This window comes from Rhodococcus sp. 008 (assembly GCF_001682295.1).
Classification (GTDB): Bacteria; Actinomycetota; Actinomycetes; order Mycobacteriales; family Mycobacteriaceae; genus Rhodococcus_F; species Rhodococcus_F qingshengii.
On sequence record NZ_CP012749.1, the window covers coordinates 1,599,344 to 1,624,035 of the forward strand.

26 protein-coding genes are annotated in these 24,692 nt (G+C 62.2%); 7 read left to right on the forward strand and 19 right to left on the reverse strand.

Annotation, left to right across the window (positions count from 1 at the left end; translation table 11 throughout):
* Nucleotides 1–171: 171 nt before the first annotated feature.
* The 11 genes from AOT96_RS07605 to AOT96_RS07655 all read right to left on the reverse strand — a co-directional run bounded on the left by AOT96_RS07605 (nucleotide 172) and on the right by AOT96_RS07655 (nucleotide 11,013).
* Nucleotides 172–957 carry a RhlG family 3-oxoacyl-ACP reductase gene (locus AOT96_RS07605; protein WP_065351527.1) on the reverse strand — a complete coding sequence of 262 codons (786 nt, stop codon included), beginning with the start codon at nucleotides 955–957 and terminating at the stop codon, nucleotides 172–174.
* Complete coding sequence (locus AOT96_RS07610; protein ID WP_007730836.1) at nucleotides 954–2,153, reverse strand: acetyl-CoA C-acyltransferase; 1,200 nt, start codon at nucleotides 2,151–2,153, stop codon at nucleotides 954–956. Before AOT96_RS07610 ends, AOT96_RS07605 begins: the two co-directional genes overlap by 4 nt.
* A 79-nt stretch (nucleotides 2,154–2,232) precedes the next feature.
* Entirely contained in the window at nucleotides 2,233–3,216 is a 984-nt protein-coding gene (locus tag AOT96_RS07615; RefSeq protein ID WP_003943088.1) for an NADPH:quinone oxidoreductase family protein, read from the reverse strand.
* Nucleotides 3,217–3,247: 31 nt separating this feature from the next.
* Complete coding sequence (locus tag AOT96_RS07620) at nucleotides 3,248–4,345, reverse strand: acyl-CoA dehydrogenase family protein (RefSeq protein WP_042921584.1); 1,098 nt, start codon at nucleotides 4,343–4,345, stop codon at nucleotides 3,248–3,250.
* Nucleotides 4,342–5,535, reverse strand: a complete 1,194-nt coding sequence (locus AOT96_RS07625; protein WP_003943047.1) for an acyl-CoA dehydrogenase family protein — start codon at nucleotides 5,533–5,535, stop codon at nucleotides 4,342–4,344. Before AOT96_RS07625 ends, AOT96_RS07620 begins: the two co-directional genes overlap by 4 nt.
* A gap of 34 nt (nucleotides 5,536–5,569) precedes the next feature.
* Entirely contained in the window at nucleotides 5,570–6,328 is a 759-nt protein-coding gene (fabG, locus tag AOT96_RS07630) for a 3-oxoacyl-ACP reductase FabG (protein ID WP_020909429.1), read from the reverse strand.
* 45 nt (nucleotides 6,329–6,373) lie between these two features.
* Nucleotides 6,374–7,408: a phosphotransferase family protein gene (locus AOT96_RS07635; RefSeq protein WP_047269452.1), complete on the reverse strand. Its 1,035-nt coding sequence runs from the start codon at nucleotides 7,406–7,408 to the stop codon at nucleotides 6,374–6,376.
* A complete protein-coding gene (locus tag AOT96_RS07640) occupies nucleotides 7,401–8,183 on the reverse strand; it encodes an SDR family oxidoreductase (RefSeq protein ID WP_007730827.1) in 783 nt (260 codons plus the stop codon). The genes AOT96_RS07635 and AOT96_RS07640 overlap by 8 nt, the downstream gene beginning before the upstream one ends.
* Nucleotide 8,184: 1 nt before the next feature.
* Nucleotides 8,185–9,405, reverse strand: a complete 1,221-nt coding sequence (locus tag AOT96_RS07645) for an acyl-CoA dehydrogenase family protein (RefSeq protein WP_019745701.1) — start codon at nucleotides 9,403–9,405, stop codon at nucleotides 8,185–8,187.
* The gene (locus AOT96_RS07650) at nucleotides 9,392–10,195 is read right to left on the reverse strand and encodes an enoyl-CoA hydratase-related protein (protein WP_050656976.1); all 804 of its coding nucleotides are present in this window, start codon (nucleotides 10,193–10,195) and stop codon (nucleotides 9,392–9,394) included. The genes AOT96_RS07645 and AOT96_RS07650 overlap by 14 nt, the downstream gene beginning before the upstream one ends.
* Nucleotides 10,192–11,013, reverse strand: a complete 822-nt coding sequence (locus tag AOT96_RS07655; RefSeq protein ID WP_003942864.1) for an SDR family oxidoreductase — start codon at nucleotides 11,011–11,013, stop codon at nucleotides 10,192–10,194. Before AOT96_RS07655 ends, AOT96_RS07650 begins: the two co-directional genes overlap by 4 nt.
* A 157-nt stretch (nucleotides 11,014–11,170) precedes the next feature.
* Here AOT96_RS07655 and AOT96_RS07660 point away from each other — a divergent pair, with 157 nt between their 5' ends.
* Complete coding sequence (locus AOT96_RS07660; RefSeq protein WP_003942878.1) at nucleotides 11,171–11,647, forward strand: MaoC family dehydratase; 477 nt, start codon at nucleotides 11,171–11,173, stop codon at nucleotides 11,645–11,647.
* A gap of 73 nt (nucleotides 11,648–11,720) precedes the next feature.
* Here the strand turns inward: AOT96_RS07660 and AOT96_RS07665 are convergent, their stop codons facing one another.
* Entirely contained in the window at nucleotides 11,721–12,401 is a 681-nt protein-coding gene (locus AOT96_RS07665) for a TetR/AcrR family transcriptional regulator (protein ID WP_007730821.1), read from the reverse strand.
* Nucleotides 12,402–12,538: 137 nt separating this feature from the next.
* On the opposite strand from AOT96_RS07665, the gene AOT96_RS07670 reads away from it, so the two are divergent.
* The gene (locus tag AOT96_RS07670) at nucleotides 12,539–14,041 is read left to right on the forward strand and encodes a class I adenylate-forming enzyme family protein (protein WP_007730820.1); all 1,503 of its coding nucleotides are present in this window, start codon (nucleotides 12,539–12,541) and stop codon (nucleotides 14,039–14,041) included.
* A 74-nt stretch (nucleotides 14,042–14,115) separates the two neighbouring features.
* Here AOT96_RS07670 and AOT96_RS07675 read toward each other — a convergent pair whose 3' ends face one another.
* The 6 genes from AOT96_RS07675 to AOT96_RS07700 all read right to left on the reverse strand — a co-directional run bounded on the left by AOT96_RS07675 (nucleotide 14,116) and on the right by AOT96_RS07700 (nucleotide 20,145).
* Nucleotides 14,116–14,403, reverse strand: a complete 288-nt coding sequence (locus tag AOT96_RS07675; RefSeq protein WP_042446304.1) for a putative quinol monooxygenase — start codon at nucleotides 14,401–14,403, stop codon at nucleotides 14,116–14,118.
* Nucleotides 14,404–14,458: 55 nt separating this feature from the next.
* Nucleotides 14,459–15,091, reverse strand: a complete 633-nt coding sequence (locus AOT96_RS07680) for an HAD family hydrolase (RefSeq protein WP_065351528.1) — start codon at nucleotides 15,089–15,091, stop codon at nucleotides 14,459–14,461.
* 38 nt (nucleotides 15,092–15,129) lie between these two features.
* On the reverse strand, nucleotides 15,130–15,804 hold the full coding sequence (locus AOT96_RS07685; RefSeq protein WP_065351529.1) for a TetR/AcrR family transcriptional regulator: 675 nt from the start codon (nucleotides 15,802–15,804) through the stop codon (nucleotides 15,130–15,132).
* Nucleotides 15,805–15,872: 68 nt separating this feature from the next.
* A complete protein-coding gene (locus AOT96_RS07690) occupies nucleotides 15,873–17,264 on the reverse strand; it encodes an MFS transporter (RefSeq protein ID WP_058038323.1) in 1,392 nt (463 codons plus the stop codon).
* A 250-nt stretch (nucleotides 17,265–17,514) separates the two neighbouring features.
* On the reverse strand, nucleotides 17,515–19,170 hold the full coding sequence (locus AOT96_RS07695) for an AMP-binding protein (RefSeq protein ID WP_065351530.1): 1,656 nt from the start codon (nucleotides 19,168–19,170) through the stop codon (nucleotides 17,515–17,517).
* A 3-nt stretch (nucleotides 19,171–19,173) separates the two neighbouring features.
* Complete coding sequence (locus AOT96_RS07700; protein WP_003943005.1) at nucleotides 19,174–20,145, reverse strand: phosphotriesterase family protein; 972 nt, start codon at nucleotides 20,143–20,145, stop codon at nucleotides 19,174–19,176.
* A 157-nt stretch (nucleotides 20,146–20,302) separates the two neighbouring features.
* On the opposite strand from AOT96_RS07700, the gene AOT96_RS07705 reads away from it, so the two are divergent.
* From AOT96_RS07705 to AOT96_RS07715, 3 genes are all read left to right on the forward strand, one after another.
* Nucleotides 20,303–20,863: a QsdR family transcriptional regulator gene (locus AOT96_RS07705; RefSeq protein ID WP_003943195.1), complete on the forward strand. Its 561-nt coding sequence runs from the start codon at nucleotides 20,303–20,305 to the stop codon at nucleotides 20,861–20,863.
* Nucleotides 20,864–20,965: 102 nt separating this feature from the next.
* On the forward strand, nucleotides 20,966–21,670 hold the full coding sequence (locus AOT96_RS07710; protein WP_003943086.1) for a FadR/GntR family transcriptional regulator: 705 nt from the start codon (nucleotides 20,966–20,968) through the stop codon (nucleotides 21,668–21,670).
* Between the two features lie 15 nt (nucleotides 21,671–21,685).
* Nucleotides 21,686–22,492: an ABC transporter ATP-binding protein gene (locus tag AOT96_RS07715; RefSeq protein ID WP_003943111.1), complete on the forward strand. Its 807-nt coding sequence runs from the start codon at nucleotides 21,686–21,688 to the stop codon at nucleotides 22,490–22,492.
* Between the two features lie 12 nt (nucleotides 22,493–22,504).
* Here AOT96_RS07715 and soxR read toward each other — a convergent pair whose 3' ends face one another.
* On the reverse strand, nucleotides 22,505–22,945 hold the full coding sequence (gene soxR / locus AOT96_RS07720) for a redox-sensitive transcriptional activator SoxR (RefSeq protein WP_003943238.1): 441 nt from the start codon (nucleotides 22,943–22,945) through the stop codon (nucleotides 22,505–22,507).
* Nucleotides 22,946–23,008: 63 nt separating this feature from the next.
* Here soxR and AOT96_RS07725 point away from each other — a divergent pair, with 63 nt between their 5' ends.
* Together AOT96_RS07725 and AOT96_RS07730 are read left to right on the forward strand one after the other, a co-directional pair.
* On the forward strand, nucleotides 23,009–24,439 hold the full coding sequence (locus tag AOT96_RS07725) for an MFS transporter (RefSeq protein WP_065351531.1): 1,431 nt from the start codon (nucleotides 23,009–23,011) through the stop codon (nucleotides 24,437–24,439).
* Between the two features lie 32 nt (nucleotides 24,440–24,471).
* Nucleotides 24,472–24,684, forward strand: coding sequence for a hypothetical protein (locus AOT96_RS07730; protein ID WP_007730800.1), 213 nt, complete (start codon nucleotides 24,472–24,474; stop codon nucleotides 24,682–24,684).
* The last annotated feature ends 8 nt before the right edge of the window (nucleotides 24,685–24,692 follow it).

Here is a 24,692-nt window from a genome sequence, read left to right on the forward strand (position 1 = left end):
CTCCCCCATGGCCGGGATTTTTGGTGTTGTCGTCGTCGTTCCCCCCGAACCTCGGACAATCTAGCAACTGCAGTCACAGATAACCCAATCAGACAAAGACGCGAAAAGGCCTGAAAGTCATAGTAGTTCAGACTTTCAGGCCTTTTCGGACAGAGAAGATCAGTCAGTAGGTCAGCGCGCTCCGCTCGCACCGCCGTCGAGTGGAATCACCGCGCCGGTCAGATAAGCCCCGGCACGTGAAGCCAGGAAGATGGCAAGACCTGCGGCATCCTGGGGAGTTCCGACCCGGCCCAACGGGACCGAGTCCGCCACAGCCTTTGCACTCTGTTCGTCCTCGAGGAGGAATGCCATCATCTTCGACGGGAACGGGCCCGGCGCAATGGCATTGACCGTGATCTGTTCCCCCGCAAGCGTTGCCGCGAGCTTGCGCGTCAACATGTGCACCGCAGCCTTACTGGCTCCGTACGAGAAGTTCTCCGAACCCGACACCACGAGTCCGTCGATCGATCCGATATTGATCACGCGCACGGGATCTTCCGCCGTGGCTGCAGACCGCAACTGCGGCAACAGCTTCTGCGTCAGGAGGAAGATTGCCTTGACATTGATGTCGAAAATCTTGTCGAAGCCTGCGGCCGGAAAATAGTCGACGGGAGCTCCCCACGTGGCACCGGCGTTGTTGACCAGTACGTCGAGCGTCGGCGAAATCTCAGCGACCTTCGCAGCGAGGCTCTCGACCCCCTCGTCCGTGGACAGATCGGCCGGATGCGAAATGCAGGTGCCGAACTCCGAAAGCTCTCGCGCGGCTTCGTCACAGGCTTCGGCCTTTCGGGCCGAAATGACGACCGTCGCTCCGCCTTCGACAAACCCGCGAGCGATCATGTATCCGATGCCGCGTGATCCACCGGTGACCACAACGGTCTTGCTACTGACGTCGAACAGTCCCTCGATCAAGCTCATGCGACCTCGAAAAGCCCGGCAGCACCCATACCGCCGCCGATGCACATGGTCACCACCACGAGCTTGGCTCCGCGCCGTTTTCCTTCAAGAAGAGCATGGCCGACCAGACGAGCCCCCGTCATTCCGTACGGATGGCCGACGGAGATACCGCCACCGTCGACGTTGTACTTCTCGGGATCGATCCCGAGCTTGTCGCGGCAGTACAGGGCCTGAGAGGCGAAGGCCTCGTTGAGTTCCCAGAGATCGATGTCGTCGACCTTCAGGCCGTGAAGATCCAGCAGACGCGGAATCGCGAACACCGGTCCGATGCCCATCTCGTCGGGAGCGCAACCCGCGACAGCCATGCCACGGTAGATACCGAGAGGCGCCAACCCGCGGCGTTCCGCCTCGCCTGCCTCCATCAGCACCGACGCCGAAGCGCCGTCGGAGAGCTGAGACGAGTTGCCCGCAGTGATGGACGAATGAGCACTGACAGTCCCGTCGGCCAGAACCGGTCGCAGACTCGACAGCCCTTCCAACGTGGTGGAAGCGCGGTTGCCTTCGTCGCGGGTCAGCGTCACGGACTCGCTGCGGATCTCACCCGTCTCCTTGTCCTGCACCTGCTTGATCGAGGGCAGCGGGACGATCTCGAGATCGAACCGACCTGCGTCCTGGGCCGCTGCGGTCCGCTGCTGGGAGACGAGCGCGAACTCGTCCTGCTGCTCGCGGGTGACTCCGTAGCGCTCGGCGACGATCTCGGCCGTGTGCAGCATCGGCATGTAGATCGACGGCTTGTTTTCCTTAAGCCACGGATCAGCCGCGCGGAAGTTGTTCATGTGATCGTTCTGGACCAACGAGATCGATTCGACTCCGCCGCCGACCGCGATCTGCATTCCGTCGTCCACGATCTGCTTTGCTGCGGTCGCGATGGCCATGAGCCCGGACGAGCACTGACGATCGATCGTCATTCCGGAAACCGAGTCCGGAAGCCCGGCCCGCAGCACCGCTTGCCGTGCGACGTTGCCGCCGGAAGATCCCTGCTGCAGCGCAGCGCCGAGGATGACGTCCTCGACCTCGCCGCCCTCGAGGCCCGCGCGCTGAACTGCATTCGAAATGGCATGTGCAGCAAGCTCTTGAGCCTGAGTGTTGTTGAACGCGCCGCGGTACGCCTTACCGATCGGGGTACGGGCGGTGGAAACGATGACAGCTTGCCTCATCGGGGAAACCTTTCGTCGAACACGAAGTGCTGTGCGCCTTTATTAACCGCCGGAGGTTAATAAAGGCGCACAGCAAGAATCAGGGCTGGAACACGACGCGACCGACCGTGGTGCCGTCGCCGAGGCGACCGATACCGTCGGCAACGTCCGTCAACGACAGCCGCTCACTGATCAGTGGTTTGACCAAGCCGGCATCGGCGAGCCTGGTGAGCTCGACGTGGCAGTCGTCGATGGCCTGCTGGTTGTAGGCCTTGTACAGCCCCCAGTGCAGTCCGATGATCGAATAGTTCTTGATGAGAGCGTGATTGAGTGCCGGCTGCGGGATCGTGCCACCGGCGAAGCCGATGATGACGATCCGTCCCTCGAAGGCGATGCACTTGGTGGACTTCGCGTATGCGTCGCCGCCGACCGGATCGAAGACCACGTCGGCGCCCTTGCCGCCGGTGAACTCCTTGACCGCTGCCACGAAGTCCTCACTGTGACGGTCTACGACGAGGTCTGCGCCGAGCTTGCGCGCGTACTCGGCCTTGTCCGGACCGCCGACGACACCGATCACCTTGGCGCCCGCCGCCTTGCCGAGTTGCACTGCCGCACTACCGACACCACCCGCAGCAGCGTGGACCAACAACGTCTCACCCTCGAGCAGTTGGGTGCGGCGATGCAGAGCGAACCACGCTGTCTGATAGCCGATGCTCAGAGCGGATGCTTCCGCGTCGTCGAGAGCCGACGGCGCCGGGAACGTGTTGTTCTGATCCAGTACCGAGTACTCGGCGAATCCGCCGGACGGCAGACTCGGATTACCGATCACCCGGTCCCCCACTGCGAATTTGGTCACCGATTCACCGACCGAGACCACTTCACCACACAGTTCGACACCGGGTGTGAAGGGCAGCGGCGGCTTGATCTGGTACTCACCCCGGCACATGAGGACGTCGGGGAAGTTGGCCGGAGCCGCCAGCACCTTGACCAACATCTCCGTCGCATTCGGGGTGGGATCCGCGGTCTCCTCCAACGCGAGCACATCGCGGGGTTGACCGAGTTCGTTGACGCGCCAAGCCTTCACAGCAATTCTCCAGACAGATAGTGGGTGAGTTTCAGGACGAGATCGGGAGGTCGACCAACTCGGCGAGGCGTGCCCGATGCTGATACGCGGTTCCCAGCGACAGCTGATCGCTCTTCGCCCGTTTGAGGTACAGGTGCGCCGGATACTCCCACGTCATTCCGATACCACCATGAAGTTGGACGCACTCCTCCGCAGCATGAACCGCGACGCCGCTGCAGAATGCCTGGGCCACCGTCGCTGCGATCGCCGCATCGGCGTCGCCGCGTGAATAGGTGTCCGCCGCATAGCGTGCTGCCGCGCCCGAAGAGCTGACTTCGAGCCAGAGATCGGCGAGGCGGTGCTTGATCGCCTGGTACGAACCGATCGCCCGGCCGAACTGCTTGCGCTCCTTCACATACGCGAGAGTCGTTTCGAGGCACCACTGAGCTACAGCGAACTGTTCGGACGCCAGAAGTGCGCTTCCGCAGAGCAACGCTTCCTCAACCGCTTGCGCCGCATTGCCGCTGTCGACACGGACCGACGACGAACCCGAGAACTCGACGTCCGCCAATCGGCGCGTCATGTCCAGGGACAGAACCGGCGTGACGGTAGCGTCGGCGATCCGAACGGTGTGCAGCTCCAGGCCGCTCTCACCGGCAACCGGAACAACAAGAACATCGGACTCGGCGACGCCGGCAACCGTCGTGACGCTGCCGACGAGTCCACTCGCCGTTGCCTTGACAGTAGGTGTGAAAGTTCCTGGTGCAGTGGACAACGGGACGACCAGAGCAGCCGTCGAATCCCCCGCTGCCAATTGACCGAGCACCTCGGTCTCGCCGGCCTTCAGCAACGCCGTCGTCGCCAGCACCGCGCTGGTGAAGAACGGAACGGGAGCGACCGCACGTCCGATCTCCTCCATCACGACCGCCGCCTCACGCGTCGACGCACCTGCCCCGCCCAACTCCTCGGGTACCAGCAGTCCCGCCAAACCGAGTTCCGACGCCAGCGACTTCCACAGCCCGGTGAAGTCGGCGGACACGTCGTCGTACGCCGTGACCACGGTGTCGGCACCGGCACGCTCGCTCAGCAGTCGTCTGACGCTGGCTCGCAGATCTTGTTCGGTCTCGGAGTACAACAGATCGGCGCTCATCGGGGTAAGTCCTTCCAGGCGATGTCCTTGTCGACGCGATGCTCGGGCGGCAACCCGAGTACACGTTCTGCGATGACGTTGCGCAGGATCTCCGACGTTCCGCCCTCGATCGAATTGCCCTTGGCTCGCAGGTACCGGTATCCGGGTTCACGCCCGGTGAAGTCGACGGAATCCGGTCGACGCAGCGTCCAGTCGTCGTAGCGCAGACCGGCTTCGCCGTGCAGCTCGAGGTCGAAACCCGAAATCTGCTGAGCCAAACCGGCAAACGCGAGCTTCATTCCCGAGCCTTCGGGGCCGGGCTGGCCGGCGGCGAGCTGCTGGCGCAGTCGCTCACCGGTCAGACGCGCAACTTCGGATTCGGTCCAGAGTCGCATCAACTCGTCGTGCATCGCCGGGTTACGCAGCTCGGGCTCGTCACGCCAGGCCTGAGCGACCTTTCCGATCATGCCTCCCTCACGCGGTGCGCCCGAACCGATGGCAACACGCTCGTTGTTCAGGGTGGTGGTCGCAACCTTCCACCCCTGGCCTTCGGCTCCGAGGCGATTGGCGTCCGGAATCCTGACGTCCGTGAGGAATACCTCGTTGAATTCGGCCTCGCCGGTGATCTGACGCAGCGGCCGGACATCGACGCCCGGATCGGTCATGTCGCAGATGAAGTAGCTCAGACCCGCATGCTTGGAACGTGACGGATCGGTCCTGGCCACGAGAATCGCCAGCTGCGCATTCTGCGCGCCCGACGTCCATACCTTCTGCCCGTTGACTATCCAGTCGTCGCCGTCGCGGACGGCGCGGGTAGCGACGGCCGCGAGGTCCGAACCTGCGCCCGGTTCACTGAACAGCTGGCAGTAGACCGTCTCCGCAGTCCACAACGGGCGCAGGAACTTCTGCTTCTGCTCCTCGGTGCCGAAGGCAGCGATGGTCGGTGCCGCCATGCCCAGTCCGATCCCGTTCTTGCCGGTGGCCGGGCCCGGTGCACCGGCGGCCTCCAGCTGAGCGTTCACCTGACGCTGAAAGCTCTGCGGTACACCGAGTCCCCCATGACCTTCGGGGAAATGAACCCACGCCAGTCCGGCGTCGAATCGTGCGCCGAGGAAGTCCGATACCGACACGCTGTTCGGATCATTCTCCGCGAGAAGCGTGTTCACCTTTTCGGTGAGATCACGCGATACTGCCTCTTCGTCGAAAGCCATGCCCATTCCTTCGGTTCGAGCGGTGAGCGGACGGTCAGTCCTTCGGTCCACCGGCGACGTAGACGACCTGACCGGAAACAAAGCCTGCGCCTTCGCTGACAAAGAACGACGCGGTGTGCGCGATGTCCTCGGGCTGTCCGACGCGATTGACCGGAATCTGCGAAGCGGCAGCGGTCTTGAAGTCCTCGAAGCCGACGCCCATGCGCTCGGCCGTTGCGGCGGTCATCTCGGTTTCGATGAATCCGGGGGCAATAGCGTTCGCGGTCACGCCGAACTTGCCCAGCTCGAAGGCCAATGTCTTGGTGAAGCCCTGCATTCCGGCCTTCGCCGCGGAGTAGTTGACCTGTCCGCGGTTGCCGAGAGCCGACGTGCTCGAGAGGTTCACGATGCGGCCGAACTTCGCTTCCACCATGTACTTCTGCACCGCACGCGACATGAGGAACGCTCCGCGCAGGTGGACGTTCATCACCGAATCCCACTCGGCAACGCTCATCTTGAACAGAAGGTTGTCGCGAGTGATGCCGGCATTGTTGATCAGCACGGTAGGTGCACCCAGTTCTGCGGCAACACGATCCACTGCTGCAGCGACCGAAGCCTCGTCGGAGACGTCAGCGCCGACGGCCAGTGCCTGTCCGCCTGCGGCCTTGATCGCGTCGACGGTTCCGGCACACGCCGCTTCGTCGAGGTCGAGCACGGCGACGGCAAAACCGTCTTCCGACAGTCGCTTCGCTACTGCCGCACCGATTCCGCGTGCTGCACCCGTGACAATTGCGGTTCTACGTTCCTGGCTCACTGGCCCTCCATACTTTCGTGATTCGACGGACACCGGACGATCTCGTCAGATCCCGGCCTGATCTGCAATTTCCCTGGCTTTGGCGACCAAGGCGTCAATACGTTCCACGGTGGGAGTTCCGCTCTCGGCGGCATTCTGCGGTTCGTCGCGGGCGCGACGCATCACGCCCTCGGCGATCACGGCAATCTTCCACAGTCCCAACGTGTGCCAGAACTTCAGCGCAGCAGGGTCCCGTCCGGTGGCCTCGAGATAGATCCGGGAGATCTCCTCTCGCGAGGGGAATCCCGGGAGTGCCGACGCCGGGAAATCGCCGCCGGTATTCTCACCAGCCGCCGGCCAGTACGCCAACAAGCTTCCGACGTCCGCCAACGGATCACCGAGTGTGCACAGTTCCCAGTCGAGGGCCGCGACAACTTCGCCGTTGCTCGCCGAGGTGATCACATTGCGTAGGTGAAAGTCGCCGTGCACCAACGTGGTTTCAGTGTGATCCGGCTGGGCTGCAATCAGGCGTCGGGTGAGATCGTCGAGATCAGGGCATTCCCGCGTCTTCGACTGTTCCCATTGACCTCCCCAACGCTTCAACTGCCGTGCAGCGTAGGGCTTGTGGCTCGCCAGGTCGTCGAGGCCGGCCTTCTTCAGATCCACGGCGTGTATCTTCGCCAACGTCTGAGCCAGCGAGATGCCGATTGCCCGACGACGATCTTCCGACAACGCCTCCGCAAGAGGCATTCGGTCCACCACTTCGCCGTCCACGAATTCCATGAGGAGCAGCGGAACTTCGGTGACGGCAGGATCCTCGGTCAACCCGAATACTCGCGGCGAAGGCACGTCGGTGGATTCGAGAGCGCTCAGGATTCGAGCCTCACGCGCCACGTCGTGAGCCGAGGCCAGCAGATGCCCCAGCGGTGGGCGTCGTAGCACCCAGCGATTGCCGTCCTGATCGCGAACCAGGTACGTGAGATTCGACTGCCCCAAGCCGATTCGATCGAAGGACAACGGCCCGGAAAAGTCGATCCCCAGGCCTGCGATCCACCCGGTGACCGCTTCGGTATCGAGTCCCACTACTCCGACGCTAGCCACCGACGGACGCTCCCTGCCGGAACGGGAGTGCGTCACCCAACAACTGGCCACCGTCGATGGTCATGATCTCGCCGGTGATCCACTGGGCTGCATCCGAAACCAGGAAGGCAATGGCAGCGGCCACGTCCTCGGGTTCACCGATGCGTCCGAGAGCAGTCGACGCGGACACCGCTTCTTCGTGTTCTTTCCACAGAGCTTCGGCGAGTTTGGTTCTCACCACTCCCGGCGCAACGGCGTTGACACGAATCTTCGGTGACAACTCGAGCGCCAACTGCTTGGTGATGTGGATCAGAGCAGCCTTCGACGCGTTGTACGTACCGATTCCCGCCTCGAACGCCATGCCGCCGATCGAAGCGGTGTTGACCACGGAACCACCGTGCTCGCCCATCCAGGCCCGCGCTGCGAGGCCGGTCCACAGGACTGGAGCCCACACGTTGACGTCGAAAGTCTTGGCGAAGCGCGAGTGATCCTGGTTGATGATCGGCCCGAACGACGGGTTGGTGCCCGCGTTGTTCACCAAGATGTCGAGACTGCCGAAACGCTCGATCGTCTGCTCGACGCACTTGCGTGCAGCATCCTCGTCCGTCGCGTGAGCGCCGACGCCGATCGCGTTGCCGTTCACCTGCGCGGCAGCCGCATCTGCGGATTCCTGTGAGCGCGAAGTCAGTACGACGTTTCCGCCCGCCGCCGCAATCGCCTGCGCGGTCGCGAGGCCGATGCCCCGCGATGCGCCTGTGACGATTGCCGTCTTACCTGTGAGATCCAGTCCTGCCATGTCAGTTCGCCTTGACTTCGCGGTACTTGCGCAGTTCCTGCTTGGCGATGGCGCGCTTGTGCACCTCGTCCGGGCCGTCGGCCAGGCGAAGGGTGCGCATGTGGGCGTAAGCCATCGCGAGCGGGAAGTCGTCGGTGACGCCGCCACCGCCGTGAACCTGGATGGCGCGGTCGATGATCTTGAGCGCGATGTTCGGTGCCGCAACCTTGATGGCTGCGATCTCGGTGCGCGCTTCCTTGTTGCCCACCGTGTCCATCATGTGTGCGGCCTTGAGCGTGAGGAGTCGAACCATCTCGATGTCGATACGAGCCTCGGCGATCCAGTCCTGGATATTCGCGTTGTCACTGACGGGCTTCCCGAAGGTGATGCGGGTGGATGCGCGCTTGCACATCAGTTCCAGTGCGCGCTCGGCCATTCCGATTGCACGCATGCAGTGGTGGATGCGGCCGGGGCCGAGGCGGGCCTGGCTGATCGCGAATCCTTCACCCTCACCGGCGAGAATGTCCTTGGCCGGGACGCGCACGTCCTCGAAAGTGATCTCGCCGTGTCCTTCGCGGTCCTGGTAGCCGAAAACCGGCAGGTTGCGCAGGATCGTGACGCCGGGAGCATCGATCGGCACGACCATCATCGACTGCTGACGGTGGGTGGCGGCATTGAAGTCGGTCTTACCCATGACGATCAGAACCTTGCAGTTCTGGTGCAAGGCGTTGGAAGCGAACCACTTACGGCCGTTCAGCACGTACTCGTCGCCGTCACGGTCCATACGGAGCTGGATGTTGGTGGCGTCGGAGCTGGCAACCTCGGGCTCGGTCATCGCGAAAGCGGAACGAATTTCGCCTTCGAGAAGCGGCTTGAGGTACTTCTCCTTGTGCTCGTCGGTGCCGAAGAGCGTGAGCACCTCCATGTTTCCCGTGTCCGGAGCGGCGCAGTTGGTGGCCTCGGAGGCCAGGTGGCTGCGGCCCATGATCTCCGCGAGCGGTGCGTATTCCAGGTTGGTCAGGCCGGGGCCCCATTCGGGATGGGGATGGAAGAGGTTCCACAGCCCGCGGGCCTTGGCTTCCTTCTTCAAGTCGTCGATGATCGGCGGCTGAAAGTGCGGGTTACCGGACTCACGCATCTGCTCTTCGTAGACCGCTTCGGCCGGGTAAACGTGCTTGTCCATGAAATCGAGCAGTTCGGCCTGGTACTTCTTGGTGCGATCCGAGAACTCAAACACTGACATGTGAACTCCTGACAGAGAGGGAAGGAAAATTGGGGGCTCGATGTTCGAGATGGCTGTTGACACCCTCGACGACATCCGGGCCGTGAAATGCGTTCAGCATCAGCGATTCCGCATGCCTGGCGGAATCAGTGAAGGTCGAGTGCGCGTCGGCACTCATCTGAGATTTGATGACGGAGAGGGACGTCGGCGAGCAGTTCGCCGCGATGTCCTCGGCGTAAGCAATCGCCGCATCCAGAACGTCACCGCCGGTGACCAGGTGGTCGATCAGACCGATGCGGTACGCCTCGTCGGCGTCCACCATCCGGCTGGAAAGCAGAAGATCGACTGCTCGACTGTGCCCGACCAAGCGGGGCAACATCCAGGAGATGCCGTACTCCGCAATCAGGCCTCGACGCGCGAACGCGGTAGTGAATCGTGTTGCGCTCGAACCGAAACGAACGTCGCAGTACAGAGCCTCGACCATTCCGAGCCCGGCAGCGACGCCGTTGACGGCGGCGATCAGCGGCTTGCGGATGGTGGTCGGGAAATGACGGTCTCGCGGCCGGACAAGATCACTTTCGGAGACTTCGCCGACGTTCTTCAAATTGCCGAGGTCAGCCCCCGAGCAGAATCCTCGGCCGGAGCCGGTGACAACAATTGCTCGGACACTGGGATCTTCGTCTGCCACGGCCAGAAAGTCGTAGTACTGATCTTCGAGCTCGTTGGTCCACGCGTTGAGAACGCGGGGCCGATTGAATGTCAGAACCAGCACCGCTCCTCTCTGCTCGGAGAGGACGAGTTCCTCGGTCATCGTGTTCCCGCGAGGAGCGACGCCTGGTACCGGCGCATCCCGCGCAGCCAACGGTCGTAGTCGGCGCCCTTCTGCCGGTACATGTCCAGCACGTTCTTGTGCGGAAGGATGAGAAACTCTTCGGCATCCACTGCCGCAAGAACGATTTCGGCGCATTCGGCAGGCTCGAGAACATTGCCTGCCGCAAGCACGGCTCCGGTTGCGGCCTTGCCGACCGGATCGCCGGAATTCTCACCTTCGTAGAGAAGCTTGGTGTTGACGCCCATCGGGCACAGGCAACTGACGCGAACACCCTGATCTCCGTAGGTGATCGAGAGCCACTCGGCAAACGCGACCGCGGCATGTTTGGTCACCGAGTACGCGGCGGACCCGACCTGACTGAGCAAGCCGGCCGCAGAGGCCGTGCTGATGAAGTAGCCCTCCCCGCGCTCCGTCCAGCCGGGGACGAGGAGCCTGGCAGCGCGAATGTGGGCGCGAACGTTGACGTCGATCGTCGTGTCCCAGACGTCTTCACTGATGTCGAGGCCCATGCCACCGGTAACGCCGGCATTGGCGAAGTAGAGGTCGACCGGGCCGAATTCCTTTTCCGCCTGCGCGATCAGGCCCGCAATGACCGTCTCGTCGGAGACGTCGCCACCGGCAGACACGGCCGCTCCGGGACGCTCCGCGTTGATCGCCTCCGCTACTGCCGAAGCTGCTGCCCCGTCCAGGTCAGCCACTACGACGCGAGCACCCTCGGCAGCCAGTCGCTCGGCCAGTGCACCGCCGATTCCCCCGCCGCCACCGGTGACAATTGCTACCTTCTGGGCAACCTTCATGAGCGATTCCTCTCGCTTGCGTCATACCTACGCGCTGACAGTGATCCACGTCTCCCCTCATGTATAGTTGAATCCGGCGTCAGTTTCAACCGTCGAATCGCGACGGTCACCCGAACGGCCCGTTCCGTCCTCCTGAACTGCGAGTAAAGGGATAACGATGACTGAAAACCAATTGCCCGTCCGCCCGTCCACCTTCGCCGAGCTCGAGAAGCTCATCGGCCAGGAACTTGGCCCGACGGAGTGGTACGACATCACCCAGGAGCGCATCAACGCGTTCGCCGAAGCCACAAACGATCATCAGTGGATTCATGTCGACCCGGAACGAGCCGCATCGAGCCCGCTCGGCAGCACGATCGCGCACGGACTCTTCAGCCTCTCACTGGGACCCCAGTTCTCCTACCAACTCATCCACTTCGACGGCTTCGCCCACAGCCTCAATTACGGCTACGACAAGGTTCGCTTCCCCGCTCCCGTTCCCGTGGGATCCCGGGTCCGCATGCGCGCAACCGTCGTGTCCGCGGAGCAGTTGCCCGGCGGAATCCAAGTGAAGATGAGCCAGGTGGTCGAGCGCGAGGGTTCCGACAAGCCCGTCGTGGTCGCCGAATCCGTCGCTCGCGTCGTCGAAAAGAGCTGAACCGAAAAGAGCTGAACCGAGACTGGGACGCCCGGCCGCTCGAACATCGATGCAGCCGGGGCGGCCCACCTCGTCAGAGACGGTCGGGGAACTTCAGAGCGTTCGCCCACAGATCGGTCACAGTGGCGACAATCTGATCGAACTCCGGTGAACGCCCGTCCACCTCACCCTCACGAAGGGTGAACAGACTGTAGGCGAGTCGACTCACCATGCCGGACAGAGCAATCGACGCCGTCATCGGATCCAGCGTCGTGTCCGCGATGCCGCGGGACTGCAGATCTGCAATCCCGCGGGCATTACGGCGTATGAACGCATTGGCACGCTCGCTGCGGAACTTCCGGAACTCCGGGTCGATGTGAGCTACCTGCTCCATGAGCCCCATCAACTTCGCATTGCGTTGATACGCGGCCAGATACGCTCGATTACTTGCCTCGAGCACGGCGTACGGATCGTCCGCGCTCGCAACGCGTCCCATGCCCGGGTGCATCATGTCGTCTCGCGCGACCTCGAGGACGGCGGCGAACACCTCTTCCTTGTTCGCGAAGTACGTGTAGAACGATCCCGTCGCGCAACCGGCTTCTTTTGCGATGTCGATCAAACGTGCATCGAGATAGCCACTGCGCTCGAAAACCTTACGGGCAGCAGCAACCAATGCCGCACGCGTGCGTGTCCCCCGCTCGGTGGTCGGTCGATCCCGGAGCAGCGCGGGCGGAGCCACCGGTAAGGCGGCAATTCGCGATTCGTCGTCGAGCACGGTGCGCTCCTCATCCTTCCGATCAACATCATTTTCGGGACAATCCCAGCAGACTCGATGTTGACGCCGGATTCAAGTGTACGCTCTGGTGAGACCCAGGACACACAATCGGTCGATTCCTCCCGAAAGGCAGAACCATGGTTAGCGTTCTCGACCCGGTGACCCGTCACGCGGAAGCCACTCCGGAAAATATTGCAATTCGCGGCACGGATAATCATTGGACATACCGACAGCTCCACGACGCGTCTCTGGCGTTTGCCGGCCGCATTCGCGACGAAGGGTTGAGCATCGGCGACCGGGTTCTGCTCGCGGCGCCGTCGGTGCCTGAATTCATCGTGGCGTACATGGGGATTCAGGCTGCAGGTTGTGTCGTGGTGCCCATCAACACGATGTCGGCGCAACCCGAAGTCGAGTACGTACTGGACGACGCCGAGATTTCGCTGGCGATCGCCTGGCACCAGCTCGGTCCCGCAGTTCAGGATGCAGGGAGTGCGCGCGGCGTCCCGGTGTGGACGCTCACCGAAGAATCGGCGAAGGCCGACCATCCACCGGCAACGGTGGTCGACCGCGACACAGCGGACACCACGGCGATTCTCTACACCTCCGGTACCACCGGACGTCCGAAGGGCGCTCAGCTGACGGTCGGGAATCTGTTGTCTGCCGGTGAGATCGGCGCCGAGAGCAGCCGCGGAAATCCCTCGGACCGCACCGGTACCGGACTGCCGCTCTTTCACATCTTCGGCCAGGGTTCGGTCATGATGGCAACCTTCACCGGCGGCGGATCACTATCCCTGCTCGCCCGGTTCGACCCGGCCGCCATGCTCGATCTGGTGCGTCGGGACAAGCTCACCATCATGGCCGGCGTCCCCACCATGTGGAATGCCATGCTGCACGCCGCAGCCGACGTGGACAGCTCCGACTTCGAACAACTGCGGATCGCAATCTCCGGTGGCGCATCACTTCCCGGTGAAGTCGCTCGCGCCTTCGAAGCACGGTTCAACTGCACAATCCTCGAGGGCTACGGCCTGACCGAGACGAGCGCATTCGGAACTTTCAACAGCATCGACCGCGTCGCAAAGATCGGATACACCGGCCGCGCCGTACCGCGCACCGAGGTCGAGGTCCGTGATCACGACGGAAATGTCTGCCAGGCAGGCACAGTGGGCGAGGTATTCATCAAAGGACCGACGGTCATGAAGGGCTACTGGAAGCGCCCGGCCGACACGGCCGCCGTCCTGTCCGACGACGGATGGTTCCGCACCGGAGACCTCGGCGAGACCGACGCCGACGGTGACCTTCGCATCGTCGACCGCGTCAAGGACCTCATCATCCGCGGTGGATACAACGTCTATCCAGGCGAGGTCGAAGAGGTGCTCTACCAGCACCCCGACATCATCGAGGCCGCGGTGATCGGTATACCCGACGACTACTACGGCGAGGAGGTTGCGGCGGTGGTGGCCGTTCGCCCAGGCTCCGACCTCGAAGCAGATGACGTCACCTCGTGGGCTCGGGAACGTCTGTCCGCCTACAAGATTCCGCGGGTGGTCCAGTTCATCGACGCGCTCCCGAAGGGTTCGACGGGAAAGATCCTCAAGCGATCGATCGACCGCACCGAACTCCTCGCCCAGAAGCAGAACTGAAAACACAGGTGAACCCCGGCGAGATTTCGCCGGGGTTCACCTGTCCATGCGCTCAGAGTGCCCTGTCCATACGCTCAGAGTGCGTCGAAGTACTCGATCTGCGGGGCGCCTGCGAGGAAGGGCGCCATCGCCTTTCCCGCGGCCTGGAAATGCTCGGACGATCCATGGGCCTTGATCGCAGCACCGTCTTGATACAGCTCCATGAACTTGTAGGAATTCGTATCCGTCTTCGAGCGGATCAGTTGATACAGAACCGTTCCGGGCTCTTCCGTGCGCACCTTCTCGGCAAGTTCGGCGACTACGGCTTCGAACTGTTCGCCGCTTCCGTCTTTGACGGTGATATCCGCGATGACAGCAATCATTCATTCCTCCAAAAGTGTTCCAGCAGTATTCGAGTGTTACCGAGAACCTACAGTTTCACTGCATGGGCAGTAGTCCGAACGTCGATTCCAACTGACTGCGAGTGCTTTCCGCATCGGTGTGGAGAATGCCGGCGATCCCCAATCGTGCCGCGCCGTCGAGGTTCTGTTGCAGGTCGTCGATCATCACGGCGCCTTCGGGCGCAACACCCAGCCGCTCGCACGCGATGGTGTAGATCTGACGAGAGGGCTTACGAATCCCGACTTCCGAGGAGATCACCACTTCGTCGGCGAGGTCCTCGAGCACAAAACCCGCGTAGCAATCACGCCCGAAAGCATTGGACACGAGCGCAACAGGGTGACCCGCCGCCCGCACGTCCGCGAGCAGACGCACCATCTCCTCGTCTCGAATCAGCCCGGCTTGCATACGGTCGACCAATCCAACGCTGTCGACGACTGCGCCGTGCGCTCGTAGCCGTTCCCCGAATCCTGCTTCGAAGGCCTCCTGGTCGATCTTTCCGGATTCGTGATCGGAGAGCAGTCTCTTCGAGACGTCGTCGCGGGAGAGCAGGGTCAACGGAAGTCGTGGGTCGCCCCCAAGCGAGGCCCCGAAGTCTTCGAAGGCCTGAAGAACACTGGAGGTGAGAACTCCACCGAAATCGACGAGCACTGCCGTACGCGTAGGTGTCATTGCTCCATCAGACACCAAACATGAACCCGGCGTCAACATCAGTTTTGGCGCAGCGAGAATTGTAAAGTGTTGATCCACAACCGGTTGACCGTATCGAGCAGACCGTCGAAGGTCACTCCGGCGGCGCCGTCCTCGCCGCCGCGGGATACGAAGTACCCGAACGCAAGTCGACTGATCATCCCGGAGAGTGCCCGAGACGTCAGTAGCGGATCCAGATTCGCGTCCGCCAGTCCGGCTTTCTGCAGCTTCTCGATACTGCGCGCGTTGCGTCGAACAAACGCGTCAGCACGCTCGAGGCGGAGAACCCGGAACTCCGGATCGATGCTTGCTACCTGCTCGAGCAGTCCCATCAGCTTCGCGTTCCGTCGGTACGCCTCGAGGTACGCGCGGTTACTCGCCGCGATGACCTCAGCAGGATCCGCGCCTTTCGGAGAGTGCGGCATACCCGGATGCATCATGTCTTCGCGTGCCAACTCCATCACTGCCGCGAAGATCTCTTCTTTGCTCGCGAAGTAGGTGTAGAAGGTACCGGCCGAGCACTGCGCCTCCACAGTGATGTCGATCAGCCGCGAGTCCAGATAGCCGGACCGTTCGAAAACGGTGCGGGCCGCATCGATCAACGCTCGACGCGTACGCAAACCACGCTGAGTGGAGGGGAGTTCCCGTGACGCTGTCGACGAAGCATCTTCGGAGCCTGTGCGTGCTGCAGCCATGCTCCAGTTATACGTCAGACGCCCGCTACCGGTGACCGATAGCGGGCGTCTGCTCGAAACCGAAAGAGTTACTTGGCGTACAGGTGCGCGCCCGGAATTGCGTTCGGATCATCCCGAACTTCCTTCGGGTTGGTCTCTTTCAGCACCCAGGCACTGAAGAAGGTCACCAGACCCATGAGGGCTACGAACACGGCAACCCATGTAGTGGTCCCGGTCTTCGCGATGAGTGCCGTCATGATGAACGGAGTACCACCGCTGACCGTGATCGCCGCCAGCTGGTACGCCAACGATGCTGCCGAGTAACGCACGTTGGGCGCGAACAGCTCACCCATGTACGCAGCGATCGGCCCGTAGGTCATCGACTGGAACACGCTGCCGACTGTCACCGCGATGAAGAACAGCGGCAGGGACTTGGTGTTGATCAACCAGAAGTACGGGAATGCCCAGACCACGATCGCCGCGGCGCCGATCAGGATCATCGGACGACGACCGATCTTGTCGGACATCTTCCCGGACCACAGCACCACGCCGACTGTCAGCAACGCACTCAGGAGCGAGATGATGAGCAGTGAGTTCCGCTTCAACCCCAGTTCGGTTGTGCCGTAGCTGAGCACGCCGGCGATGCTGATGTAGAACAGTGCATTGGTGGCGGCCAGAAGTCCGCAACCGAGCAGAATCTTGCGCCAGTGATCCTTGAGCGCCTGCGCCAGTGGAGCCTGAACGACGACGTCCTTTTGGTTCTTCTTGGCGTCTTCCTGCAACTCGAGGAATTCCGGCGTGTCCTCGACCTTCGTCTGGATGTACAGAACCACGGGGAAGAGCAGCGCGCTGGCGAAGAACGGAACTCGCCAACCCCAGCTCAGGAATGCATCATTGGAAATGGTCGCGGTCGCGACGAGGAAGACCAGGTTGCCCAGCACTACACCGAACGAGACACCCATCTGACCGAAAGTGCCTGAGAATCCGCGCTTCTTGGGACTCGCGGATTCGGTGAGGAGAAGGACGATTCCGCCCCACTGGCCACCGCAGGCGAGACCTTGGATGAATCGCAGTGTCACCAGAAGAATCGGAGCGACGACGCCGATTGCCGACGCACTCGGGATCGCGCCGATCAGGAACGTCGCGACGGCCATCAGCAACAGGCAGGTGACGACAGCGGGCTTACGCCCATACTTGTCGCCGAAGTGTCCGGCGACCAAACCGCCGATGGGGCGGGCAACGAAGCCGGCCCAGAACGTACTGAACGAGAGCAATGTGCCCATCAGTGCGGATGAATCGGGGAAGAACACATGCGGAAAGACCAGTGCCGCAGCCGTTCCGTACAAGAAGAAGTCGTACCACTCGATGGAACTGCCGAGCAGTCCCGCGCCGAGAAGTTTGCGGTGCGCTTTCTTCTTCTTCCGTTCCTGATCGGACAGACCCCCTGCCTGCGTGTTCGAATCCACTGCCGATCTCGTCATGGGTTACTCCTCGATGGGTCGGACGCTCGTCGCGCCGGGAGTTGAGAAGCGGAACCGGGCCAGAAGTAGAAACTGACACCAACTTCAACTCTGTGGCGTTGCGATCAGTCTGCGATACAAAAAGAGTGATGTCAATCACTGAAATGCATTGCCGCATAGGGGACTAAATCCCCTACCGATGCTCGTCAGCCACCACGACGAATGGCCGGCTCACCTTGTCGGCGGCCGGCAATTCGTTTGTCAGGTAGATCTAGTTCGGTACCCGCAGTTCACGACGAAGAATCTTGCCGCTCACTGTTTTCGGCAGGTCGTTCATTACCTCGACGATGCGTGGATACTTGTATGCTGCAAGCCTTTCCTTGCAGAACTCGACCAGATCCTCGGTGGTCGCCTCGAAACCATCCTTGAAAGACACGAAGGCCTTCACGGTTTCGCCCCGATACGGATCCATGACACCGACGACGGCAGCTTCTCGTACGGCGGGGTGTTCGTAGAGAACATCTTCCACTTCGCGTGGCCACACTTTGAAGCCCGACGCATTGATCTGATCCTTCATCCGGTCGACGATGTAGAACCAACCGTCGCCGTCCATGAATCCGATGTCGCCGGTGTGAAAACGCCCGTCCGGCATGGCATGCGCGGTTTCGGCTGGCTTGTTCCAGTAACCGAGTGCAACCTGAGGCCCGGAGACCACGATCTCGCCGTACTCCCCGACCTGTACCGGCTTGTCGTTCTCGTCCACCACCTCGGCGTACGTATTCGATACCGGTACGCCGACAGCAACGGCCCCCGACGCCGGATCTACCGGCGCTTCACGCGAATTCGGCACCACGATTGCCGGGCTGTTCGTCTCGGTCAGCCCGTAGCCGTTGTGAATGTAGTGACCGAACTTCGACCGGAACGCTTCCAACGCCGCGTGCGGGATCGGCGCGCCACCTGAATACACCGACTCGAGAGAGCTCAAAGATTCCTTCGAGACTGCGGCGCTGTCCGTCCACGCGATGAATACCGTGATCGCTCCGATGATCGCGGTAGCCCGATGCTCCGAAATTGACTCCGCTGCAACGATGGGATGGAATCGGCAGGTCAGAATCGTGGGCGCGCCGGCCAGGAGTGGAGCCGCGACGTGCCCGATCAACCCGGTGATATGGAACAGTGGCGCCACCGCGAACATCGCGCCGCCGGGGCGCAACCCCAGCCAGTCCCGATAGATCTGCGCTGCGAACACGACATTTGAGTGCGTGTTCATCGACCCCTTCGGCGGGCCGGTCGTCCCCGACGTATAAGGAAGGTAGGCAAGGTCTTCCGGAGACAGATCGACCTTCTCGGGCTTCTGTCCTCGATGAGCCTCGATCAGTTCCAGTAGGTCCGGAAATCCATCATGACGAATCCTGGACGCCGAACCGAAGATCCGTTCATCGTCGCGCGACTGAAAATCCCGTTCCGACGTAGTGATGACCCGTCGCACTTCGGTGCCCTCGGACGCAGTCGCCACGGTCTCGGCCGAGGACTCGAGACAGATGACTGCTACCGCTCCGCTGTCGGCCAGTACGGTGGACAGCTCACGGTCGCGGTACATTGGATTGACCGGAACGACGACGGCACCGAGCTTCCAGACCGCGACTGTCGCGATCACGAACTGCGGAACATTCTGCAGGACAAAGGAAACTCTGTCGCCGAACCCGATTCCGTCCACGGCGAGGGCTACCGCAAGCGCGTCCGACATCTCGTCGAGTTCAGCAAAGCTGACGGTCCTGTCGAAGTACCTGATGATCGGGGCGGTGCGATCGCGCTCCAGCGAAGCACGGAACATCGCGAGGGCGTTGGCATGCTCGATGTCCACGTTCGGCGGAGTGTCGGCGTCGTAATTGGCGAGCCAGGGCTTGCTCTCGTACACGTTGGTCATATCTCAGCTCTCGAAGTACCGACGTGGGTTGTCCACCAGCATCGCCTTGACCTGGTCTTCGGTGACACCACGTTCGAGCAGCGCCGGAATGACATCATCACTGATATGGGTGTAGTTCCAGTTCGGAAGTGCCACTTCTCTTGCCGCGCTGGGGAAGTAGTCGATGAAACACGACGCGTCATGTGCCAGAACCATCTTCTCCGCGTAACCGCGACGGGCCATCTCCACCACGGTGTTGACACGATCCTCGAACGACAGGAACGGTTCGAGACCAAAACGGTCCATCCCCAGTAGCGAACCGGCATCGGCCAGCGCACACAGGTAATCGAGATCGGTGGTGTCGCCGGAGTGACCGATGACCACCTTGGTCAGATCCGCACCCTCTTCGGCCAGAACCTTCTGCGCGACCAGCCCGGATTCAGTGTGCGGGTTGGTGTGCACGGTGATCGGCACTCCCGTTTCCACCTGCGACTGTCCGACCGCGCGCATGACCCGCTCGACGCCGGGGGTAAGGCCCGGCTCCTCGATGGCGCACTTCAGGAAGGAGGCTCGGACACCGGTTCCGGCGATTCCTTCCCTGATGTCCTTGACGAACAGTTCGACCATCGGCTCGGGGCCGTCGAACAGCAATCCCGGTCCGGTGTAATGGAATTGGAAGGGAATGTCGTTGTAGGTGTAGATGCCGGTAGCAACGATGATGTTGAGATCGACCTGCTCGTTGATCCGGACGATTCGCGGAATGTACCGGCCGAGGCCGATCACTGTGGGATCGACGATCGTGCTGATTCCGCGGGACTTCACCTCGGTCAGCTTTGCTACTGCGTCCGCTACCCGCACTTCCTCGTCCCAGGGTTCGGGGTAGTCGGGGTAGTTCTGGCGCAACTCCTCACCCAGAACGAAGACATGCTCGTGCATCAACACCTTTCCCAGATCGGCTGTATCCACCGGCCCACGAACGGTTTGTACTGAACTCATCGATCGAACCCCTGACTGTGATCGCCATCACTAACATGAGACAATGAGCTAGTGTGTCTCACGTGGCCAGCTTCGTCAATAGGCTCGATCCCCCGAGGCTCACCATTTTTCAACGGCCGAAATTGTGCAGTACCGGACAACCGGAGAGAATGTCCCGATGCCTACCGACCTCGAACGCCGACGCGCGATCGACACCGCCGCGAGCATGTACCTCGCGGAGGAACCACTCGACATGTCACTGCTCGCCGAACGTCTCGGCGTAGGCCGCGCGACGCTGTACCGCTGGGTCGGCAACCGCGACGAGCTGCTCGGAACAGTGCTGGCCGAGGCCACCGAACGGACATACCGAAAGGCGATGTCACAGGCGTCGGGGCAAGGTCCGGAGTACATTCTCGACGTCTTCGGCCGCGTTATGCGATCGGTGGAATCGTCAACAGAACTGCGCGCGCTGACCAAACGCGAACCGATGGTGTTCATCAAACTCGCGATGATGCCCGGCTCCATCGAATCGATCTCCGCCTCCATCACCGCCGAAATCTTGCAGTCCCAGGTCGACGCCGGCCAACTGACGATCACGCTCTCGCCGCAAGTGCTGGGCGAAGCCCTCGTTCGCATCTGCGACGTACACCTCTACGCCCCCCTGCTCGGCCGAGAAAAGGCCGAGATCGAGACGGCCCTCGACCTGATCGCACTGCTCCTCGGCGTCACCCGCAACTGACACGCTTCGACCGCGTGAACACTACGGCGACACACCGGCCACCCGAGTCCTCAGACGTCTGATGAGTTGTTACTCTTTCGGTACCCACCCGAGAGGCGAGCCGTGTCCGACGACCACACAGGATTCACACTTCGCAGTGGTCCGCTGGTACCGCAACTCGAACAGTTGCTGCGCGGGCGAATCATGCATGGAACGTGGGCGCCGTCCGAGCGCATACCGAGCGAGGCGGCCCTCGCCGTCGAACTCGGCGTCGGGCGTTCCTCGATTCGCGAGGCAATCCGCCTCCTCGCTCGCGACGGACTACTCGAAGTCCGACACGGCGTCGGAACCTTCGTGGCTGCCGCGTCCGAACTCGAGCACGTCGACGAATTCACCAAACTTCTTCGACGCTCGAGGATCCTCGAGGTCTTCGAAGTCCGTCGCGCACTCGAGATCGAGGCCGCCAGACTGGCCGCGGAGCGGGTACAACCCGAGGACCTCGACGGCCTGCGGCGGCGACTGACCATGCGACACAGTCATTTCGAGGGTGATGTCGAGAAGTTCGTCGACGTCGACCTCGACTTCCACACCGAAGTCGTTCGACTGTCAGGAAACGCAGTTCTGCTCTCGCTTTTCACGTCGGTGCGTCCACTCCTTCGTGAATCCCTCGTCGAGATGATGGCCCACGAGGCCGGCGTCCCCGACACCTCACATGCCCATGATCAGTTGGTCGAGGCCCTTCAAGACGCCGACCCAGAAGCCGCGGTAGCGGCAACTCGAGCAAACATCGACACCGTCCTACGACGACTGCGTGTGCTCGACGCCTAAGAGAGGTTAGTTCTCGTGCAACACCCCACCGGCACAGTTCTGTCGACCGAACACGTGGATCTCGTCCGCGACGGCCGATACTTGTTGAAAGACATCAACATTTCGATCGAACCCGGACAACACTGGGTCCTCCTCGGCGCGAACGGCGCGGGCAAGAGCACGCTTCTGAGCCTGCTCGGAGCAACCGCCCACCCGACTCGCGGTTCCGTTTACGTCCTCGGCCACAAGTTGGGCCGCGTCGACATGAGGGAACTGCGGATGGACATCGGGCACGTGAACCCTCGTCACACGATCGGAATTCCGATCACCGTCCGCAACGTCGTGATCACCGGCCTCACCAACACCACCGAGGTGATGCCGCGCTGGTCACCGACGCCGGAGCAAGAGGCTCACGCCGACGCACTGATCGATCTACTCGGAATGAGTCCGCGTTCGGACGCACTGTGGCCCAACTTGTCCCAAGGCGAACGGGGACGAGCCCTGATCGCCCGCGCACTCATGGTCGAACCGCGCCTGCTTCTGCTCGACGAACCGGCGACCGGGCTCGATCTTGCTGCACGCGAACAACTCTTGACGGCACTGGACGACCTCCGCAATCAGAACCCGTCACTTGCCAGCATCCTCGTGACGCACCACATCGAGGAGATCCCCAGCACCACCACACATGCTCTTCTGATCAAGGACGGCGTCGTGACCGCCAGCGGCCTCGCCGAGGATGTGATCACCACCCAGAACATCAGCGAGTGCTTCTCGCATCCCATCGAGATCGAGCGTCGTGGTGGTCGGTGGAATGCTCAGTCGCGGCCACGCGAAAGAGTGTGACCGACAGTAGTTTCAGAGACGTCTGGCGCCGGGTCCCTCCCGGCCCAGTTCGTCTCCAGGGTTGAGCAGGTTGCATGTTTTCAGTGACAGACACCCGCAGCCGATACAGCCCGTCAGTTCGTCCTGCATCCGGTTGATGGCCTGCTTGCGATCCTCGAGGCGCTGATTCCACTCCGTGGAAATCTTACGCCAGTCCTTCTTCGTCGGAGTTCGCCCCTGCGGCAACGATCCGAATACTTCGGCAACTTCGGCCAGGGGTATCCCGAATCTGACTGCCAACTGGATCAGCGACACCCGCCGGATCGAATGCCGCGGGAACTTCCTCATATTTCCTGCCGTCCGCTCCGCAGGAACCAGACCGAGTGTTTCGTAGTAGCGCACAGCCGACACGGCGACGCCAGTGCGCTCCGATACCTCGCCGATCGAGAGAAGTTCGTCACTCTTACGGATCATTCTGCCTCCCAATGGCTGCGCGACATTGACCTGAAGCGCACTCGAGATTCTACCTTCGACAACATGCACTCCCCCACCGATGCTCCCGCCGGAACCTGGCGGCAACTCCTGAGCGGTCGATACCTCGGCACCGCTACCGTCCTCGCAGGCGGCGTTGCGCTCTACGCGACCAACGTCTACCTGACGACCAGCCTGCTTCCGACTGCCATCGACGACATCGGCGGTCAGCAGTACTACGCCTGGACCGCGACGGTCTTCCTCATTGCTTCCGTCATCTCTTCGATGTTGGTCACCAACGTCCTCGCCGCCAGGGGACCGCGCGGGGCCTACCTGATCGGCCTCGCGATCTTCGCGCTCGGCACCGTTGTCTGTGCGGTCAGCCCGACGATGGAATTGCTGTTGGTCGGCCGCACGATCCAGGGTTCGGGCGGTGGCCTGCTGGCCGGTCTCGGTTACGCCGTCATCAATGCCGCGCTCCCCAGACATCTGTGGACTCGCGGGGCCGCGCTGGTTTCGGCGATGTGGGGAGTCGGCACCTTCGCCGGCCCTGCAATCGGCGGTGTCTTTGCTCAGTTCGGAGCCTGGCGATGGGCTTTCGGCGTCCTGGTCATCGCGACGATCGCAGTCGCCGCTCTCGTCCCCAGCGCGCTACCGGCACATGAACCGGGCAGCACCACCAGTAGCCCGGTGCCGGTCCTCTCGCTGGCATTGCTGACTGCGGCAGCTTTGCTGGTCAGCGTTGCCGGAATTCTGTCCAACCTCGCCGTGACCGCCGCAATGGTTCTCGCCGCTGTGCTGCTACTGATCGCTTTTGTCGCCGCAGACCGTCGCTCGCGCCACGGCGTACTACCGCCGTCGACGTTCAACGCGTCGTCCCTCAAATGGGTGTACCTGACCATCGTCGTCCTCGCTGTCGCGTCGACCGTCGAGACGTTCATTCCACTCTTCGGGCAACGACTTGCCGGCCTGGCGCCTCTCGCGGCCGGATTCCTCGGGGCCGCACTCGCTCTCGGCTGGACTCTCGGCGAAATCCCGAGCGCCTCGGCAACAGCCCCTCGTATCGTGCGACGAATCGTTGTCAGCGGTCCGATCCTCGTCGCGATCGGGTTGGGCATCATGGCAGCATTTCTCACCGAACACGCCGGCGCCGGTGCGGTGGTCGCGTGGGTGATCGGACTGCTGTTCGCCGGCGTCGGAATCGGCATCGCCTGGCCTCATCTTGCAGTCGGGGCGATGACCTCGGTCACCGATCCCGGAGAAGGTGCGCGTGCCTCGGCTGCCATCAACACCGTTCAGCTGATCGCCAATGCCTTCGGTGCAGCCCTGGCCGGAGTGCTGGTCAACATCGGCGAACCGTCGACGCTTCGTTCTGCGCAATTGCTTCTCTTCACCTTCGCCGCTGTCTCGATCGTCGGCATTGCCGTGGCAGCTCGCGCACTTCCGCGAACGCCCGACAAAATCGGCAGCCCCGAAATCGTTCACGACGCTCGCTAAACTGTGAGAAACCCACACGGAGGAGTTGGCCAGTGACAGAACCGGATCCGGGCACAGTGGAAACCGACTTCCCGAAGACGGGAGCTCCCGCACAGCGCGCGCTGATCGCAGCGGGTTACACCCATCTCGCGCAGCTGACGTCCGTGTCCGAGAAGGAACTCGGCGCTTTGCACGGGATGGGACCGAAGGCCTTGAGGATTCTGCGCGAAGCACTCGCCGAACGTGGTCTGAGCTTCGCCGACTGAGCTCTCAC

Excerpts from the sequence above, each read along its gene's own strand:
- AOT96_RS07660 (WP_003942878.1), top strand. The coding sequence starts at position 11,171 with ATGACTGAAAACCAATTGCCCGTCCGCCCGTCCACCTTCGCCGAGCTC.
- AOT96_RS07675 (WP_042446304.1), bottom strand. The coding sequence starts at position 14,403 with ATGATTGCTGTCATCGCGGATATCACCGTCAAAGACGGAAGCGGCGAA.
- AOT96_RS07650 (WP_050656976.1), bottom strand. The coding sequence starts at position 10,195 with ATGACCGAGGAACTCGTCCTCTCCGAGCAGAGAGGAGCGGTGCTGGTT.
- AOT96_RS07700 (WP_003943005.1), bottom strand. The coding sequence starts at position 20,145 with ATGAGTTCAGTACAAACCGTTCGTGGGCCGGTGGATACAGCCGATCTG.
- AOT96_RS07725 (WP_065351531.1), top strand. The coding sequence starts at position 23,009 with ATGCACTCCCCCACCGATGCTCCCGCCGGAACCTGGCGGCAACTCCTG.
- AOT96_RS07620 (WP_042921584.1), bottom strand. The coding sequence starts at position 4,345 with ATGAGCGCCGATCTGTTGTACTCCGAGACCGAACAAGATCTGCGAGCC.
- AOT96_RS07625 (WP_003943047.1), bottom strand. The coding sequence starts at position 5,535 with ATGGCTTTCGACGAAGAGGCAGTATCGCGTGATCTCACCGAAAAGGTG.
- AOT96_RS07655 (WP_003942864.1), bottom strand. The coding sequence starts at position 11,013 with ATGAAGGTTGCCCAGAAGGTAGCAATTGTCACCGGTGGCGGCGGGGGA.
- AOT96_RS07695 (WP_065351530.1), bottom strand. The coding sequence starts at position 19,170 with ATGACCAACGTGTACGAGAGCAAGCCCTGGCTCGCCAATTACGACGCC.
- AOT96_RS07670 (WP_007730820.1), top strand. The coding sequence starts at position 12,539 with ATGGTTAGCGTTCTCGACCCGGTGACCCGTCACGCGGAAGCCACTCCG.
- AOT96_RS07640 (WP_007730827.1), bottom strand. The coding sequence starts at position 8,183 with ATGGCAGGACTGGATCTCACAGGTAAGACGGCAATCGTCACAGGCGCA.
- AOT96_RS07645 (WP_019745701.1), bottom strand. The coding sequence starts at position 9,405 with ATGTCAGTGTTTGAGTTCTCGGATCGCACCAAGAAGTACCAGGCCGAA.
- AOT96_RS07605 (WP_065351527.1), bottom strand. The coding sequence starts at position 957 with ATGAGCTTGATCGAGGGACTGTTCGACGTCAGTAGCAAGACCGTTGTG.
- AOT96_RS07705 (WP_003943195.1), top strand. The coding sequence starts at position 20,303 with ATGCCTACCGACCTCGAACGCCGACGCGCGATCGACACCGCCGCGAGC.
- AOT96_RS07680 (WP_065351528.1), bottom strand. The coding sequence starts at position 15,091 with ATGACACCTACGCGTACGGCAGTGCTCGTCGATTTCGGTGGAGTTCTC.
- AOT96_RS07685 (WP_065351529.1), bottom strand. The coding sequence starts at position 15,804 with ATGGCTGCAGCACGCACAGGCTCCGAAGATGCTTCGTCGACAGCGTCA.
- AOT96_RS07690 (WP_058038323.1), bottom strand. The coding sequence starts at position 17,264 with ATGACGAGATCGGCAGTGGATTCGAACACGCAGGCAGGGGGTCTGTCC.
- soxR (WP_003943238.1), bottom strand. The coding sequence starts at position 22,945 with ATGATCCGTAAGAGTGACGAACTTCTCTCGATCGGCGAGGTATCGGAG.
- AOT96_RS07610 (WP_007730836.1), bottom strand. The coding sequence starts at position 2,153 with ATGAGGCAAGCTGTCATCGTTTCCACCGCCCGTACCCCGATCGGTAAG.